This window comes from Micrococcus sp. Mcc28, from assembly GCF_024519775.1.
Classification (GTDB): Bacteria; Actinomycetota; Actinomycetes; order Actinomycetales; family Micrococcaceae; genus Micrococcus; species Micrococcus luteus.
This window is the reverse complement of sequence record NZ_JALJRH010000001.1, coordinates 146,131-161,490: the sequence shown is the minus strand read 5'-3', so window position 1 is coordinate 161,490 and position 15,360 is coordinate 146,131. Positions and strand designations below refer to the sequence as shown.

Below are 15,360 nucleotides of genomic sequence, written 5' to 3'. Positions count from 1 at the left end.
ACAACTCCCCGTCGAACGGGACCGCCGCCACGTTGTCCACAGTCATGGTGTCCTGGACCACACGCATCGACGGAACGGGGTATCTTCCTGATCGAGACATGTGCGGCGCTGGGGATGGCGCCGAATCGGGCACAGGAGGGACACATGGATGCGGTGCGCATTCTCGAGGACGAGATCCGGGAGATCGTCCGGCGGCAGGGCATCGACCCGCAGCGTGAGCACGCCCGGGTCCTGACGCTCATCCAGGACGCGGCCGCGGACTACGAGTCCCGCGCGATGGTCAGCTCGCTGCCGGACCTGGAGGATCCCGTGGCGGCGCGGCAGGACCTGTTCGACCGCATCGCGGGCCTCGGGCCGCTCCAGCGGCTCATGGACGATCCCTCCGTGGAGGAGATCTGGCTGAACGCGCCGGACGCCGTCTACTGCGCGCGGTCCGGCCGCTCCGAGCTGACGGGCATCGTCCTGACCGAGGAGGAGGTGCAGGACCTCGTCGAAGTCATGTTGAAGTCCTCGGGCCGGCGGCTGGACCTGTCGATGCCGTTCGTCGACGCGGCCCTGCCGGACGGTTCGCGCCTGCACGTGGCCATACCCGACATCACGCGGCGGCACTGGGCCGTGAACATCCGGAAGTTCATCGCCCGGGCGCGCCGGCTGGACGACCTCGTCCGGGGCGGTTCCCTCACTCCGACGGCGGCCCGCTTCCTGGACGCAGCCGTGGACACGGGCATGAACATCCTCGTCAGCGGGGCCACCCAGGCGGGCAAGACCACCCTGCTCAACTGTCTGGCCTCGGCCATCGGCCCGCGGGAGCGCGTGATCACCGTGGAGGAGATCTTCGAGCTGCAGATCCCGGTGCGCGACGTCGTCGGGCTGCAGTGCCGCCAGCCGAACCTGGAGGGCCACGGCGAGATCCCGCTGCGCCGCCTCGTCAAGGAGGCGCTGCGGATGCGCCCGGACCGCCTGATCGTCGGCGAGGTGCGCGAGGCCGAGGCACTGGACATGCTCGTCGCGCTGAACTCCGGCCTGGCCGGCATGTGCACGATCCACGCGAACTCGGCCGCGGACGCGCTCACGAAGCTCTGCACGCTGCCGCTGCTGGCCGGGGAGAACATCTCCCGGGACTTCGTCGTCCCGACGGTCGCCACGTGCATCGACGTCGTCGTGCACTGCGAGCGCGACCGTCAGGGCCGCCGGCGAGTGCGGGAGATCCTCACCGTCGGCTCACGGGTGGAGGGCGGGGTCATCGAGACGTCGGCGCTCTTCCAGCGCGACGCCGAGGGCGACCTGCGCCTCAACGAGGGGGCGAACCTGGAGTTCGAGGCGCTCGCCCGTCGCGGCGTGGACGTCCACGAGCTGGTGGGGCTGCGCTGATGGCCGCGCTGCTGGGGCTCGCGCTCGGCTGCGGCCTGTTCCTGCTGTGGTGGTCCCTCTGGTCCCCTCCCACGGAGAAACCCGAGGCCGCCCGCCCCGACTCGCGCCTGCGTGTGCTGATCGCCCAGTCCGGCATCCAACGCCTCAGCCCGGCCGGTGTCCTGTCCGCCATGGCCGTCGGCGGTCTCGTGGTCGGGCTGCTCGTCCTGTCGCTGACCGGCACGTGGACCATCGCCGCGTGCTTCGCCGTCTTCGGGGCGGCCGTGCCCTGGCTGCTGCTGTCCTGGCAGGCCCGTCGGCGGTCCACGGCACTGCGCGAGCTGTGGCCGGACGCGATCGACCACGCCCGGTCGGCCATCCGCGCGGGCCTGACTCTCCCGGAGGCGCTCATCCAGCTCGGGGAGACCGGGCCGGAGGGGCTGCGCGAGCCGTTCCAGCACTTCGCCCGGGACTACCGGGCCGGAGCCCGCTTCGTGGACGCTCTGGACCGGCTCAAGGCCCGGATGGCCGACCCCGTCGCGGACCGCCTGGTGGTCTCGCTGCGCCTGACCCGCGAGGTCGGCGGCGCCGACATCGGCCGTCTGCTGCAGACCCTCTCCGAGTTCCTCCGGCAGGACGCCCGCATCCGCGCCGAGCTCGAGGCCCGGCAGTCGTGGACCGTGAACGCGGCCCGGCTGGCGGTGTGCGCCCCGTGGCTCGTGCTCCTGTTGCTGGGGACCCAGCCCGCCGCGGTCGCGGCCTACCGGTCCGCCGCCGGCGGGGCCGTGCTCCTCGCGGGCATGGTGGCCTCCATCGTCTGCTACCGCGTCATGCTCCGCATCGGCGCGCTGCCCCGGGAGAAACGGGTGTTCGCATGACGTCCGCGCTGATCTGGGCCGCGCTCCTGGGCCTCACCCTCGGGGCGGGACTGCTCCTCATCCTGGTCACCCAGCCGGTGGGCTGGCGCCCCAGCCTCGAGCAACGGGTCGAACCGCAGCTGCGCCACCACATCCCGGCCTCCCGCCTCCTCGAGGAGGAACGTGCGGGCGCCTCACCCTGGGGAGCGTGGGGACGCATCCTCGATCCCGTGGTGCAGGCCGGGGTCGGCTGGGTCCAGCGCATCTCCCCGGGCGGGGTGGCGCTCGACCGCAAGCTGGCCGCCGCGGGGCTCGCGGTCACGTCGGCGGACTTCCGTGCGCAGCAGGTCCTGAGCGCGGCCGCGGGGGCCGCCGTGGCGGCCGTCCTCGCGCTCAGCCTCACCGTCACGGGCCGCGTGCCGGTGATCACGGGGGTCGCCCTCGTGATCGCCGGCGGCATGGCCGGGTTCCTGCTCCGGGACCAGCTGCTCTCCCTGCGGGCGCGACGGCGGCGCGAGGCCATCCTCTCCGAGTTCCCGTCCGTGGCCGAGCTGTTCGCGCTCTCGGTGGGCGCGGGGGAGAGCGCCGCTGGAGCGCTCGAGCGCATCGCGGGGACGGCGCGCGGGGAGCTGGCCGGCGAGTTCCGCGTCACGCTCGCCGACATGCGTGCCGGGGCGTCGCTGTCCGCGGCGCTCAAGGCCATGGGACGGCGCGTGCAGCTGGCCCCCGTCGAACGGTTCATCGGGGGCGTGCTCATCGCGCTCGACCGCGGCACACCCCTCGCCGACGTCCTGCGCGCACAGGCCCAGGACGTGCGTGAGATGGGTCGCCGCGAGCTCATGGAGGCCGCCGGCCGGAAGGAGATCCAGATGATGGTCCCCCTCGTGTTCGGCATCCTCCCGCTCACGGTGATCTTCGCCGTCTTCCCCGGCATCTCCCTGATGCGCCTGGGGTTCTGAAGACCCACAACTGAATAGTCCATCCGTCCACCCACGATCACCATCCACTCCGGCCGCACGGGCGGCCGGCCACCCGAGGAGGGGACCATGCTCCACCACCACGCCATCACCGTCCTGGCCGCTCTGCGCGCCCTCATCCACGACGACGTCCGCGACGAGCGCGGCGACGTCCCCGGCTGGGTGATGATCACCCTCATGTCCGCCGTGCTCGTGGCCGGCCTGCTGGCCCTCGCCCTGCCGGCGCTCGAGGGACTGTTCAACCAGGCCATCTCCCAGGTGTCCCAGGGCGGCTGAGCATGCCCCGGGGTGCTGCCCACGACGCGCCGGCGCCCCGCGGCGGCCACACGGGCGTCCGCTGGCGGGACGACCGGGGCGCCGCGGTGGCCGAGTCCACCATGGTGATGACCCTGGTCGTCCTGCTCTTCGCGGCACTGCTCCAGGCCGGCGTCGTGATCCACACACGCAACGTGATGATCGATGCCGCCTCCGCCGGTGCCCGGTACGGGGCGCTCGCGGACCGGAACCCCGAGGACGGCGTCCAGCGGGCTCGGGAGCTGCTCTCCACCGGTGTGCCCGGCCAGTCCGGGGCCGACGTCGCCGCGGAGCTCACCAGCCAGGACGGGGTCCCGGTCCTGCGCGTCACGGTCTCGAGCTCGCTGCCCGGCCTGGGGTTCCTGCCGGGCCCGATCCCCGTGGAGGTGAGCGGTCATGCGTTCCGTCAATGACGTCCGCGACGAGCGGGGAGCGGCCACGGTCGAATTCCTGGGCCTCACCCTCGTCCTGCTGATCCCCGTGGTGTACCTGATGATCTACGTCTCCCAGGTCCAGGCCGCGGCGTTCGCCTCGGTCGCCGCCGCGGACCAGGCCGTCAAGGCCGTGGTCGCCGAGGCCGATCACCCCAGCGCAGGCGCCGCCCACGCCACCCTCGAGCTCACGCTCGCCGACTACGGCGTGGGCGCCGGCCAGTACGACCTGACCGTCGGCTGCGACCAGGGTGGCTGTGGCACGCTCGAACCGGGCGAGGTCGTCGCGGTGCGGGTGGACGTGGCGGTGCCCGTCCCTCTCACGCCGGCAGCGTGGTCGATGACCCCCGTGACCGTGGGTTCCGACGCCCGCCAGACGGTGCCGAGGTTCTGATGCGCCGCCCCCTCACCGCTCGCCTGGGTCACGATGACGGGCAGACCACCGTCCTCACCGTCGGCCTGTGCGCCGTGCTCGTGGCCCTCATGCTGGTCATGCTCGCGGTCACCACCGTGCAGTTGCAGCACCGTCGCCTGCAGTCGCTCGCGGACTCGGCCGCCGTCGCCGGGGCAGAGGAGCTCGGCTTCCGGCTGGGGGAGGACCCGGGCGTCGTGCTCTCCGACGGCGACGTGGCCGCCTCCGCCAGCGCGCACCTCGCGGCCGTCGGCGCCCGTGAGGCCGTGCCCGGGCTCGGTGGGATGAGCGCCCGCGTGGCCGAGGACGGCACCACCGTCGTCGTCACCCTCGACGCCCGGGCCGATCTGTTCGCCATGACCGGCCCGTTCGCGGGGACACTGCCCCTGTCGGTCCCCCTCGAGGCGACGGGCAGCAGTCGCACTAGCCTGGCCCGGTGATCCGCTTCCTCCACGGCATCGGTGGCCGACCCGCCCACTTCCAGCCCCTTGCCGACGCCCTCGGCGCCGCGGCCGACCTCGCCGCCTCGCCCGCCCTGCCCGGCCACCCGGGCACGGACGCCGGCGGCCAGGACCGCCCCCGGGCCGCACGGCCGGCGATCGAGGCGGATCCCGTCCTCGACGCCGCCCACACCTGGGCGGCGCAGGCCGGCCCCGTGCCGGGGCTGCTGATCGGCCACAGCACGGGCGGGGTCATCGCGCTGCGCGCCGTCGCCGACGGGCTGGTGCGACCCCGCGCCCTCGTGGTCATCGACTCGAACGTCCCGGTGACGGACCCCGCCCTGGCCGCCCGGGCGGCGAAGGCCCGCCTCGCCGCCCGCCCGGACTGGCGGAGCGTGCTCCGCGCCTCGCTCGCGCGGGACCTCCTCGTCCCGGAGCCGTGGCACGAGCGGATCCTGGCCGACCTGGACGCCACGCCGGACCATTCGATGCGCGAGCTCTGGGCCGCCGTCCTTGCCGCGGACACCCGTGCCCTGTGGTCCTCCCTCACCGTCCCGACGCTGTACGTGCGCAGCACCCGGGACGTCCACCAGCGGGACCTGGACGCGGTCACTCAGCACGCCACCGTCGTCGACGTCGGCCCGGGCCACTGGCCGCACGTCGCCGAGCCCGAGGCCGTCGCGGCAGCCATCCGCCGCTGGCACGCGACCGTGGCCGCCCAGCCCTCCCACCACTGACCGCGTGCCCGCCGCCGACCGGGCATGGGTGCCCCTCCGAAGCGGGCAACGCGTCGAGACGTCCCGCGCGCCATACAATGATCTGACCGCACCCGGTGTGACGCACATCTCGAGTGGTCAGTCCTGCGGAAGCCCGTCCTCCCCGCCTGAAAGCCCCGCATGAACCGCTCCACCCTCGGCACGCGCCTCGGCGCCTCCGTCCTCGTCGTCGCCGCCCTGGTCTCCGCGGCCCCGGCCGCCCCGGCAGTCACCTCCGCCTCAGGGACGACGACCACCACCGCGACCACCGGGCTCGCGCCGGGCACCTACCTGGCCCAGTCTGGGGACACGTGGGCGTACATCGCCCCACGCGTGGGGGTCGAACTCGCGGACCTGCTCCGTGCCAACGGCGCCACGACCAGCACCGCGATCCGCGCCGGCCAGCCCCTCGTCCTTCCGGCCGTTTCGAAGCACCTGCCGGCCACCTCGCGCACCGGCACCCCCTACTCCGGGCCGATGGCCCCCTCCTCGGCCGGTCGCCGGGTGACCGTGGTCGGCGACTCCATCGCCCTCGGCGCGGCGTCCCTGATGAACCTCGAAATGCCGGGGCTGACCATCGACGCCCGCGAGGGCCGCACCTTCGCCCAGGGCCTGACACGCCTGGCCGAGCTCAAGCAGGCCGGCCGCCTCGGTGACGTCGTCGTGCTCGGCCTCGGTGTGAACGACGGCGGTGCCACGGCCACCCAGGTTCGCCGGGCGATGGACCTCGTCGGGACCGGACGCACACTCGTGCTGGTCACGGCCTCCGGACCGGTCGCCTGGGAGACGTCCACCAACACGGCGATGCGCAACCTCGCCGCCACCTACCCCAGCCGCGTGGTGGTGGCGGACTGGAAGCGGGCCTCGGCCTATGTGACGGACTTCCGCGAGGACCGCATCCACCCCCGCGGGCAGGGTGCGAGCGTCTACGCGCGTCTGGTCCGCCTCGCCGTGGACACCGCGCCGGTGCTGCGGTCCACGACACCCCGGACCGTCACGGTCCAGGCCGGCGACACCCTGAGCCTCATCGCCACCCGCTACGGGGTCACCGGCGGCTGGCAGGCGCTGGCCACCCTCAACAAGATCTCCGATCCGCACATGATCCGCGTCGGCCAGACCCTGCTGCTGCCCGCCACCTCCACCACGACGACGCCGGCCACCTACACCGTGCTCCCCGGCCAGGGCTGGTACGCGGTGTCCCGCGCCACGGGCGTCCCGGTCACCCAGCTGCTCAGCCTGAACGGCGCCACGCTGAGCACCGAGATCCACCCGGGCCAGCGCCTGCGCCTCCGCTGACCGGACGGCGACGGTGGGCCGGTGGCCCCCGGCGACCCGCCTGCCCGAACCGCACCGCTGCTCCTAGAAGTCGCGCGGGTCCCGGCCCGGGTCGACTCGTCGTCACCGGCCGCGACCGGCGTCCACCCCACGCGGTAGGCTGGCCGAATCATGGCTGATACTGACTTCTCTGCGGAGATCGACTCCCTGCGCCACACCCTGGCCTCCATCGAGCAGGTCTCGGACCTCGACCGCATCAAGGCGGACATCGCCGAACTGGAGCAGCAGGCCTCCGCACCGGACCTCTGGGACGACCCGGAGGAGGCCCAGAAGGTCACCTCCAAGCTCTCCCACCGTCAGACGGACCTCAAGCGCATCACCTCCCTGGAGAGCCGCATCGAGGACCTGGAGACCATGGTCGAGCTCGCCGCGGAGGAGGACGAGCCCTCCCTCCTCGACGACGCGAACCAGGAGCTGACCTCCATCCGCAAGGCCCTGGAGGAACTCGAGGTCGTCACGCTGCTCAGCGGCGAGTACGACCAGCGCGACGCCGTCGTGACCATCCGCGCGGGCGCCGGCGGCGTGGACGCGGCCGACTTCGCCGAGACCCTCATGCGCATGTACCTGCGCTGGGCCGAGCAGCGCGGCTGGTCCACCAAGGTCATGGACACCTCCTACGCGGAGGAGGCCGGCCTGAAGTCCGTCACCTTCGAGGTCAACGCGCCCTACGCGTTCGGCACCCTCTCCGTGGAGGCCGGCACGCACCGCCTCGTGCGCATCAGCCCCTTCGACAACCAGGGCCGCCGCCAGACGTCCTTCGCGGCGGTCGAGGTGGTGCCGCTGATCGAGTCGGACGACTCCATCGAGATCCCCGAGTCCGAGATCAAGGTGGACGTGTTCCGCTCCTCGGGCCCCGGCGGCCAGTCCGTGAACACCACGGACTCCGCCGTCCGCATGACGCACCTGCCCACCGGCATCGTCGTGTCCATGCAGAACGAGAAGTCGCAGATCCAGAACCGTGCCGCCGCCCTGCGCGTGCTCCAGTCCCGTCTGCTGCTGCTGCGCAAGGCCGAGGAGGACGCGAAGAAGAAGGAGATGGCCGGCGACGTCAAGGCGTCCTGGGGCGACCAGATGCGCTCCTACGTGCTGAACCCGTACCAGATGGTCAAGGACCTGCGCACGGGCCACGAGGAGGGCAACCCCTCCTCCGTGTTCGACGGCCACATCGACGATTTCGTGGACGCCGGGATCCGCTGGCGCGCCGAGCAGGTCAAGGCCGCCCAGGAGGACTGAGCCCCACGGCGCGGCCCCGCCGCCCAGGCCACCACGACGCCGGCCCGCACCTCCGCAGTGAGGCGCCGGCCGGCGTCGCCGTTCAAGCCCCCGCAGGGGCCTCGGGCCTGGCCCGGGAGACCGGCCCGGTGGGATGCTCGAAGCACCGGGCAGGCGCCCCCGCGCGCCGGTCCGGCACCAGACTCCATTCCCACCCAGGAGGTCGACCAGCATGACCATGCGCGCCGCCCGTTGGCACGGCAAGAAGGACATCCGCATCGAGGAGATCGACTCGCCCACGGCCGGCCCGGGGCAGGTCCTCGTGGACGTCGCGTGGTGCGGCATCTGCGGCACGGACCTGCACGAGTACCTCGAGGGCCCGATCTTCATCCCGCCGGCCGGGCACCCGCACCCGATCTCCGGCGACGCCGCCCCCGTCACGCTCGGCCACGAGATGTCCGGCACCGTCGCCGCCCTGGGCGAGGGCGTCACGGACCTCGAGGTCGGCCAGAAGGTCGTCGTGGAGCCGTACATCGTGCGCGAGGAGGACCGGGACCGACCGGACTACAACCTCGCGCCGGACATGAACTTCATCGGCCTGGGCGGCGACGGCGGCGGACTGGCCGAGCAGATCGCGGTGCAGCGCCGCTGGGTCCACCCGGTGGCCGACTCCGTGCCTCTCGACCAGGCCGCGCTCATCGAGCCGCTCTCCGTGGCCCACCACGCGTGGGTGAGGGCCGGCTCTCCGACGTCGGGCGTGGCAGTGATCGGTGGCGCCGGCCCCATCGGCGCGCTCACGGCGGCCGTGCTCAAGGGCAAGGGCCTGACGGTGTACGTCTCCGAGCTCTCGGAGCTGCGCCGCCAGAAGGTGCTCGAGGCCGGCGTGGTAGACGAGGCATTCGACCCCCGCGAGGTGGACGTGCCCGCGAAGATCCGCGAGCTGCACGACGGCCAGGGCGCGGACGTGGGCTTCGAGTGCACCTCGGTGGACGTGGTGCTGGACATGCTGCTGGACGCGGTCCGTCCCGGCGGGGTGATCGTCAACGAGTCCATCTGGGGCCACGAGCCCGCCGTGGCCCTGCACAAGCTGGTGATGAAGGAGATCGACCTGCGCGGCACCATCGCGTACGCGAACGACCACGCGGACACCATCCGCATGGTCGAGGACGGCGCCGTGGACCTCGCGCCGTTCATCACCGGCAAGATCGGCCTCGACGACCTGGTCGACCAGGGCTTCGAGACCCTCATCCACCACAACGAGACGGCCGTGAAGATCCTCGTCTCGCCCACCGGCCAGGGCCTCTGAGGCTCCGGCCCGACCCCCGGACGTCCCGACGACGGCCCGCACCCGCGCGCTGCGGGTGCGGGCCGTCGTGGTCCCTGTGCCGCGGCGCGCCGTCACAGACGCGTCGCTCCCTGGCGCGCCTGTGACCGGGGTCATAGACTGCATTTGAGTGAATCGTGATGAACCGAGTTGAACGTCCCAGGAGGACCGCATGACCGCCGAGCTGCCCCAGCCTCAGCCCACCGATGCCGTGATCGTGGGCGGTGCCCGCACGCCCTTCACCCGGCTGCTCTCGCAGCAGGCCGACCTGCGCGCCGTGGACCTGGGCGCCCACGCGATCACGCACGCGCTCGAGCGCGCCGGCGTGGCCCCCGAGGACGTGGACATGGTCTACATGGGCCAGGTCGTGCAGGCCGGCGCGGGCCAGAACCCGGCCCGCCAGTCCGCGCTCGCCGCGGGCATCCCGTGGAACGTCCCGGCCATGACGATCAACAAGGTGTGCCTGTCCGGCCTCACCGCCGTGATCGACGCCGCCCGTCTCATCCGCCTCGGCGAGGCGGACGTGGTGGTGGCCGGCGGTCAGGAGTCCATGACCAACGCCCCGCACCTGCTGCCCGGCGCGCGCACGGGCTTCAAGTACGGCCCGGCCACCATGCTCGACGCCGTCGCGTGGGACGGCCTCACCGACTCCCTGAGCCACGAGGCCATGGGCGAGCTGACCGAGTCCGGCAACGGCGAGCGGAACATCGCCCGCGCCGAGCAGGACGAGGTCGCCGCGGCCTCGCACCAGCGGGCCGCCCGGGCCCAGTCCGAGGGCGTCTTCGAGGGCGAGATCGCCCCGGTGGAGATCCCGCAGCGCAAGGGCGACCCGCTGGTCGTCTCCCAGGACGAAGGGGTCCGCCCGGACACGACCGCCGAGTCGCTGGGCGCCCTGCGCCCGGCGTTCGCGAAGGACGGCACCATCACGGCCGGCAACTCCTCGCCCCTGTCCGACGGCGCCGCCGCCCTCGTGGTGACCTCGCGGGCCTTCGCCGAGGAGAAGGGCCTGACGATCCTCGCCACGGTGGGCGCACCCGGCCAGACCGCCGGCCCGGACAGCTCGCAGCTGCACTCCCAGCCCTCGGACGCGATCAACGCCGCCGTGCGGAAGCAGGGCTGGGACGTGGCCGACCTCGACTTCATCGAGATCAACGAGGCGTTCGGCGCGGTGGCCGTGCAGTCCCTGCGCGACCTCGGCTACCCGCACGAGAAGACCAACATCCACGGCGGCGCCATCGCCCTGGGCCACCCGATCGGCGCCTCCGGCGCCCGGCTGGCCCTGCACGCCGCCCTCGAGCTCGACCGGCGCGACGGCGGCCGCGCGGCCGTCTCGCTCTGCGGCGGCGGCGGCCAGGGCGAGGCCCTGATCCTCTTCCGCTGACAGACCGCCCCTGACAGAAAGGACCCCGGACATGGCTCTCGACAAGACCGTGGCCACGCCCGCCGAGGCGGTGGCGGACGTGCCGGACGGCGCGTCCCTGGCCGTCGGCGGCTTCGGGCTCTCCGGCAACCCCGTGCAGCTCATCGAGGCCCTGCTCGAGCAGGGCGCCACGGACCTGTCCGTCGTCTCCAACAACTGCGGCGTGGACGGCTGGGGCCTGGGCATCCTGCTCGGCGCGCGCCGGCTGCGGAAGATGACCTCCTCCTATGTGGGGGAGAACAAGGAGTTCGCCCGCCAGTACCTCGAGGGCGAGCTCGAGGTGGAGCTCGTCCCGCAGGGCACCCTCGCGGAGAAGCTCCGCGCCGGCGGCGCCGGCATCCCGGCGTTCTACACCCGCTCCGGCGTCGGCACCCAGGTGGCCGAAGGCGGCCTGCCCATGCGCTACGACGCGGACGGCACCGTGGTGAAGTCCTCGCAGGCCAAGCCCACGGACACGTTCGTGCTCGGCGAGGGCTACCTCAGCCAGACCCCGGACGAGCCCGAGACCTATGTGCTCGAACGCTCCATCGTCACCGACTTCTCCCTCGTGCACGCGTGGAAGGGCGACCGCCACGGCAACCTCGTGTTCCGCAAGGCCACCCGCCAGTTCGGCCCGCCCGCGGCCATGGCCGGCCGCGTGTGCATCGCCCAGGTGGAGGAGCTCGTCGAGCCCGGCGAGATCGACCCGGATGACGTGCACCTGCCCGGCGTCTTCGTGCACCGGATCGTGGAGGTCGGCACGGACATCGAGAAGCGGATCGAGAAGCGCACCGTGCGCGCGTCGGGGGAGGAGCAGGCATGAGCGAGCAGACCACCGGGCGTCCCCAGGGCCTGAGCCGCGACCAGATGGCGGCCCGCGCCGCGCAGGAGCTGCCGGACGGCGCCTACGTCAACCTCGGCATCGGCATGCCCACGCTGATCCCCAACCACATCCCCGCCGGGCGGTCCGTGGTGCTGCAGTCCGAGAACGGCATCCTCGGCACGGGCCCGTACCCCACGGAGGACGCCGTGGACCCGGACCTGATCAACGCGGGCAAGGAGACCGTCACCGTGAACCCGGGGGCGTCCTTCTTCGACTCCGCGCTGAGCTTCGGCATGATCCGCGGCGGCAAGATCGACGTCGCCGTCCTGGGCGGCATGGAGGTCTCCGCCGCGGGCGACCTGGCCAACTGGATGGTGCCCGGCAAGATGGTCAAGGGCATGGGCGGTGCGATGGACCTCGTCCACGGCGCCGGCCGCGTGATCGTCATGATGGACCACGTGTCCAAGGACGGCACCCCCAAGATCGTCGACCAGTGCACCCTGCCGCTGACCGGCCGCGCCGTCGTCGACCGCATCATCACGGACCTGGCCGTCATCGACGTCGTCGGCACCCCGGAACAGCCCCGCCTGGCGCTCGTGGAGACCGCGCCCGGCGTCACCGAGGAGCAGGTCCGCGCGCTCACCGGCGCGTCGCTGGACTGAGCCGACGACGCCGCCCCGCGGCCCCGGCGCACCGCCTCGGCGGGCATCGGACCGGCACGGGATAGACTGGACGGCCGCGCCCTGATCGGGGCGCGGCCGTCGCCGTGGACGCTGGAAGGACGTGAGGCCATGGGCAAGAACAGCAAGGGCAAGGCCGCCAAGCAGCCGGCCCCCGGCGAGCGCCAGGTGATCGCCAACAACAAGAAGGCGCGCCACGACTACACCATCCTCGACACGTACGAGGCCGGCATGGTGCTCACCGGCACCGAGGTGAAGTCGCTGCGCGAGGGCAAGGCCTCGCTCGTGGACGGCTTCGCGGTCTTCTACCGGGACGAGCTGTGGCTCGAGCAGGTCTACATCCCGGAGTACCTCAACGGCTCGTGGACCAACCACGCCGCCCGCCGCCGCCGCAAGCTGCTGCTGCACCGCGCCGAGCTGACGAAGATCTCCCGCCAGATCCAGGATCCGGGCCTGACCATCGTGCCGCTGTCCCTGTACTTCCTGAACGGGCGCGTGAAGGTGGAGATCGGCGTCGCGCGCGGCAACCGCGAATACGACAAGCGGCACAAGCTGCGCGAGCAGCAGGACAACCGCGAGGCCCAGCGGGCCATGCGGATGCGCAACCGGCGCGCCGGCGTGGCCTGAGCGCGGCAGGCCCCTTGGGAATGCCCGGGGGGCGTGCTACGTTGTATCTCTCGCAGGGCCGGTTTCAGGACCGGCGGGCCTCGCGCCCTCCGCCTGCAGTGGTGATTGACAACCTCATAGAGGAGTCGCCCCCATGGGGCCGATCGGTTTCGACGGTGTGTGTCGCGTCGGGAGAAGCGGGCCGAGGATGCAGAGTCATCTCGTCAAACGCTCTCTGCAAACCAATAAGTGCCGAATCCAAGCGCACTGACTTCGCTCTCGCTGCCTGATCAGTGATCGAGTCCGTCACCCCGAGGTCGCTGTCGCCTCGGATCGTGGCGTCAGCTAGATAGCCACTGGGCGTCACCCTCGCCGGGGGTCGTGACGCCGACATCAATCCGGCTGGGTCCGGGTTGGCCGCCCGTCTGCGGGACGGCCAGGACCGAGCAACACCCACAGCAGACTGCGCCCGGAGAAGACCTGGCAACACCTCATCGGACGCGGGTTCAATTCCCGCCGGCTCCACTCACCACCACGGGAAGGCCCCGGAATCACCCCGATTCCGGGGCCTTCCTCGTGTCCGCGACCGGTTTGCGGCGGCCCGCCCCTCAGCCGGCCAGGACCGCGTGCAGGCCCAGGCCGGCGCCCCAGCCGACGACGACGGCCACCAGCCCCAGACCCAGATGCGCGGCCCACAGGCGGGCGGCTGTGCCCCATCGACGGGCGAGCACGGCGTCAGCCGCCTCAGCGGCCACGGTGGACCACGTCCCCAGGGCGAGGCAGAACCCGGACACCACGGCCGACACCGCCGCGACGAGCACGAGCCCCTGCCCGTCGCCCCCGCCCCCGGAGGCGTACACCAGCTCCGGCACGGCCAGGCCGACGGTGACGCCGAGGAGCAGGGCCGCCGTCGTGTTGGCGGTGAGCAGACCCCGGGGGCCGAGCCGGTCGGTCAGGCGCCGGCGCACCAGGGCGCCGAGCGCCCCGCCCGCCGCGAGGCAGGCCAGGAGGGCCACCTGGAGGAGAGCGAAGACCTCGTATCCCGCGCCGCTCATGCGTCCTCCGCCGAACGATCCGTCCCGACCGCGCGCGACCCCGGGGCGCCCCCGGCGCGCAGGCCGAGCACGGCCGCCGCCGTCGAGAGTGCAGCCATCAGCGCGAGCACCAGCAGCACCGCTACCGCCGCGGCGAGGACGCCACCCGCCCCGGACGCCGCAGCGCCCAGCCGCACCGGCCACAGCACCAGGGCGACGGCGCTGGAGATGGTGGTGAACGCACCGAGGAAGCCGGTTCCCAGCCCCGCCACCAGGCGTGGACGCCAGTCCGGCCCGCGGCAGCGCGAGGCCGCCCACAGCAGGCCGAGCAGGAACGAGCCGAGCACGTTCACCACGAACAGCGGCAGGGCCTGGACCAGCACGTCGACCGCCCCGAACGCGGCGCCGAACGTGCCGCGGAAGTTGGGCGCCCCGGCCAGCGCGGTCACCGCGTTCATCACCCCCGCACCGCACAGCACGCCCGCGGCACCGCCGAGGGCCACCGCACCCGCAGTGCCGGGCCGGCGATCCGTCCCGCGCCCGCCCCTCCGGTCGGCCGTCGTCTCCCCCCGCGCGGCCATCAGGCGCCGCCCTCGGTCTCGTCACCCGCGCGGAGGCGGGCGAGGACGTCGTCGTGGAGCAGGCCGTTCGTGGCCAGCGCGTGCCCGCCGAACGGGCCGTCCTCGCCGTCCAGCGAGGTGAAGCGGCCGCCGGCCTCGCGCACGATCGGCACCAGAGCGGCCATGTCATGCAGCTCGAGCTCGGGCTCGGCCGCGATGTCCACGGCGCCCTCGGCCACGAGCATGTAGGACCAGAAGTCACCGAAGCCGCGCACGCGCCACACGTCCGAGGTGAGCTGCAGGAACGCGCGGATCGAGCCGCGTTCGCGCCAGCCCTCGATCGAGGAGAAGGACAGCGACGCGTCCTCGACCCGATCCACGCCGGACACGGTGATCCGCTGAGCACGCGTGAGCGAGGTGCCCGCGAAGGCGCCCTGGCCGGCCGCGGCCCACCAGCGCCGGTGCAGGGCGGGGGCGGAGACGACGCCGACGACGGGCTCGCCGTCGATCAGCAGCGCGATGAGGGTGGCCCACACGGGCACGCCGCGCACGAAGTTCTTGGTGCCGTCGATGGGGTCGACCACCCACTGCCGGCCGGAGCGGCTCAGAGATCCGCCGAACTCCTCACCCACGATGCCGTCGCGCGCCCGGGCACGGGACAGGGTGGAGCGGATGGACTCCTCCGCGGCGCGGTCCGCATCCGTGACAGGGGTGAGATCCGGCTTGGTGCTGACCTCGAGGTCCTGGGCCTTGAACCGGGACATCGTGATCGAGTCCACGTTGTCCGCCAGCATGTGGGCCAGCCGCAGGTCCTCCGTGAGGTCGCGGCCGCGGGTCGCAGGGTTCTCAGGTCGCTCCATGCCGCCCACGC

18 protein-coding genes and 1 other RNA gene are annotated in these 15,360 nt (G+C 72.9%); 16 read left to right on the top strand and 3 right to left on the bottom strand.

All coding sequences use genetic code 11. The annotated features are described in order from the left end of the window. The first annotated feature begins 144 nt into the window (after positions 1-144). From NR073_RS00740 to ssrA, 16 genes are all read left to right on the top strand, one after another. Positions 145-1,371, top strand: coding sequence for a CpaF family protein (locus NR073_RS00740; RefSeq protein WP_135019368.1), 1,227 nt, complete (start codon positions 145-147; stop codon positions 1,369-1,371). Continuing rightward, a complete protein-coding gene (locus NR073_RS00735; RefSeq protein ID WP_135019367.1) occupies positions 1,371-2,228 on the top strand; it encodes a type II secretion system F family protein in 858 nt (285 codons plus the stop codon). Before NR073_RS00740 ends, NR073_RS00735 begins: the two co-directional genes overlap by 1 nt. Continuing rightward, complete coding sequence (locus NR073_RS00730) at positions 2,225-3,166, top strand: type II secretion system F family protein (RefSeq protein WP_127445890.1); 942 nt, start codon at positions 2,225-2,227, stop codon at positions 3,164-3,166. The genes NR073_RS00735 and NR073_RS00730 overlap by 4 nt, the downstream gene beginning before the upstream one ends. An 87-nt stretch (positions 3,167-3,253) precedes the next feature. Further along, positions 3,254-3,460 (top strand): hypothetical protein, encoded by a 207-nt coding sequence (locus NR073_RS00725; RefSeq protein ID WP_004167681.1) that lies wholly within the window; start codon positions 3,254-3,256, stop codon positions 3,458-3,460. Positions 3,461-3,462: 2 nt separating this feature from the next. After that, the gene (locus NR073_RS00720) at positions 3,463-3,891 is read left to right on the top strand and encodes a TadE/TadG family type IV pilus assembly protein (protein ID WP_127435438.1); all 429 of its coding nucleotides are present in this window, start codon (positions 3,463-3,465) and stop codon (positions 3,889-3,891) included. After that, on the top strand, positions 3,875-4,303 hold the full coding sequence (locus NR073_RS00715; RefSeq protein WP_127435439.1) for a hypothetical protein: 429 nt from the start codon (positions 3,875-3,877) through the stop codon (positions 4,301-4,303). The genes NR073_RS00720 and NR073_RS00715 overlap by 17 nt, the downstream gene beginning before the upstream one ends. Continuing rightward, complete coding sequence (locus NR073_RS00710) at positions 4,303-4,761, top strand: pilus assembly protein TadG-related protein (RefSeq protein ID WP_061867911.1); 459 nt, start codon at positions 4,303-4,305, stop codon at positions 4,759-4,761. Before NR073_RS00715 ends, NR073_RS00710 begins: the two co-directional genes overlap by 1 nt. Further along, the gene (locus tag NR073_RS00705; RefSeq protein WP_135019366.1) at positions 4,758-5,498 is read left to right on the top strand and encodes an alpha/beta fold hydrolase; all 741 of its coding nucleotides are present in this window, start codon (positions 4,758-4,760) and stop codon (positions 5,496-5,498) included. The genes NR073_RS00710 and NR073_RS00705 overlap by 4 nt, the downstream gene beginning before the upstream one ends. A gap of 159 nt (positions 5,499-5,657) precedes the next feature. Continuing rightward, the gene (locus NR073_RS00700) at positions 5,658-6,812 is read left to right on the top strand and encodes a LysM peptidoglycan-binding domain-containing protein (RefSeq protein ID WP_060974327.1); all 1,155 of its coding nucleotides are present in this window, start codon (positions 5,658-5,660) and stop codon (positions 6,810-6,812) included. Positions 6,813-6,962: 150 nt separating this feature from the next. Continuing rightward, positions 6,963-8,084 carry a peptide chain release factor 2 gene (gene prfB, locus NR073_RS00695; protein ID WP_049147200.1) on the top strand — a complete coding sequence of 374 codons (1,122 nt, stop codon included), beginning with the start codon at positions 6,963-6,965 and terminating at the stop codon, positions 8,082-8,084. Between the two features lie 217 nt (positions 8,085-8,301). Further along, positions 8,302-9,369 carry a 2,3-butanediol dehydrogenase gene (locus NR073_RS00690; RefSeq protein ID WP_041104337.1) on the top strand — a complete coding sequence of 356 codons (1,068 nt, stop codon included), beginning with the start codon at positions 8,302-8,304 and terminating at the stop codon, positions 9,367-9,369. Positions 9,370-9,559: 190 nt separating this feature from the next. Then, positions 9,560-10,768, top strand: a complete 1,209-nt coding sequence (locus NR073_RS00685; protein WP_060974328.1) for an acetyl-CoA C-acetyltransferase — start codon at positions 9,560-9,562, stop codon at positions 10,766-10,768. A gap of 31 nt (positions 10,769-10,799) precedes the next feature. Continuing rightward, positions 10,800-11,609 carry a CoA transferase subunit A gene (locus tag NR073_RS00680; RefSeq protein ID WP_060974329.1) on the top strand — a complete coding sequence of 270 codons (810 nt, stop codon included), beginning with the start codon at positions 10,800-10,802 and terminating at the stop codon, positions 11,607-11,609. Further along, positions 11,606-12,271 carry a CoA transferase subunit B gene (locus tag NR073_RS00675; protein ID WP_060974330.1) on the top strand — a complete coding sequence of 222 codons (666 nt, stop codon included), beginning with the start codon at positions 11,606-11,608 and terminating at the stop codon, positions 12,269-12,271. Before NR073_RS00680 ends, NR073_RS00675 begins: the two co-directional genes overlap by 4 nt. A gap of 129 nt (positions 12,272-12,400) precedes the next feature. Continuing rightward, positions 12,401-12,916: an SsrA-binding protein SmpB gene (gene smpB / locus NR073_RS00670; protein WP_044659238.1), complete on the top strand. Its 516-nt coding sequence runs from the start codon at positions 12,401-12,403 to the stop codon at positions 12,914-12,916. A 135-nt stretch (positions 12,917-13,051) separates the two neighbouring features. Next, positions 13,052-13,423: a transfer-messenger RNA gene (gene ssrA, locus NR073_RS00665) on the top strand. A gap of 80 nt (positions 13,424-13,503) precedes the next feature. On the opposite strand, the gene NR073_RS00660 is transcribed toward ssrA, so the two are convergent. From NR073_RS00660 to hisN, 3 genes are all read right to left on the bottom strand, one after another. After that, entirely contained in the window at positions 13,504-13,950 is a 447-nt protein-coding gene (locus NR073_RS00660; protein WP_060974331.1) for a CrcB family protein, read from the bottom strand. Further along, positions 13,947-14,432 carry a CrcB family protein gene (locus tag NR073_RS00655; RefSeq protein ID WP_060974332.1) on the bottom strand — a complete coding sequence of 162 codons (486 nt, stop codon included), beginning with the start codon at positions 14,430-14,432 and terminating at the stop codon, positions 13,947-13,949. The genes NR073_RS00660 and NR073_RS00655 overlap by 4 nt, the downstream gene beginning before the upstream one ends. Before the next feature lie 77 nt (positions 14,433-14,509). Continuing rightward, the gene (gene hisN, locus NR073_RS00650) at positions 14,510-15,349 is read right to left on the bottom strand and encodes a histidinol-phosphatase (RefSeq protein ID WP_041104303.1); all 840 of its coding nucleotides are present in this window, start codon (positions 15,347-15,349) and stop codon (positions 14,510-14,512) included. Positions 15,350-15,360: the final 11 nt, after the last annotated feature.

Coding starts and splice junctions, on each gene's coding strand:
- NR073_RS00740 (WP_135019368.1), top strand. CDS start 145: ATGGATGCGGTGCGCATTCTCGAGGACGAGATCCGGGAGATCGTCCGG.
- NR073_RS00735 (WP_135019367.1), top strand. CDS start 1,371: ATGGCCGCGCTGCTGGGGCTCGCGCTCGGCTGCGGCCTGTTCCTGCTG.
- NR073_RS00730 (WP_127445890.1), top strand. CDS start 2,225: ATGACGTCCGCGCTGATCTGGGCCGCGCTCCTGGGCCTCACCCTCGGG.
- NR073_RS00725 (WP_004167681.1), top strand. CDS start 3,254: ATGCTCCACCACCACGCCATCACCGTCCTGGCCGCTCTGCGCGCCCTC.
- NR073_RS00720 (WP_127435438.1), top strand. CDS start 3,463: ATGCCCCGGGGTGCTGCCCACGACGCGCCGGCGCCCCGCGGCGGCCAC.
- NR073_RS00715 (WP_127435439.1), top strand. CDS start 3,875: ATGCGTTCCGTCAATGACGTCCGCGACGAGCGGGGAGCGGCCACGGTC.
- NR073_RS00710 (WP_061867911.1), top strand. CDS start 4,303: ATGCGCCGCCCCCTCACCGCTCGCCTGGGTCACGATGACGGGCAGACC.
- NR073_RS00700 (WP_060974327.1), top strand. CDS start 5,658: ATGAACCGCTCCACCCTCGGCACGCGCCTCGGCGCCTCCGTCCTCGTC.
- prfB (WP_049147200.1), top strand. CDS start 6,963: ATGGCTGATACTGACTTCTCTGCGGAGATCGACTCCCTGCGCCACACC.
- NR073_RS00690 (WP_041104337.1), top strand. CDS start 8,302: ATGCGCGCCGCCCGTTGGCACGGCAAGAAGGACATCCGCATCGAGGAG.
- NR073_RS00685 (WP_060974328.1), top strand. CDS start 9,560: ATGACCGCCGAGCTGCCCCAGCCTCAGCCCACCGATGCCGTGATCGTG.
- NR073_RS00680 (WP_060974329.1), top strand. CDS start 10,800: ATGGCTCTCGACAAGACCGTGGCCACGCCCGCCGAGGCGGTGGCGGAC.
- NR073_RS00675 (WP_060974330.1), top strand. CDS start 11,606: ATGAGCGAGCAGACCACCGGGCGTCCCCAGGGCCTGAGCCGCGACCAG.
- smpB (WP_044659238.1), top strand. CDS start 12,401: ATGGGCAAGAACAGCAAGGGCAAGGCCGCCAAGCAGCCGGCCCCCGGC.
- NR073_RS00660 (WP_060974331.1), bottom strand. CDS start 13,950: ATGAGCGGCGCGGGATACGAGGTCTTCGCTCTCCTCCAGGTGGCCCTC.
- hisN (WP_041104303.1), bottom strand. CDS start 15,349: ATGGAGCGACCTGAGAACCCTGCGACCCGCGGCCGCGACCTCACGGAG.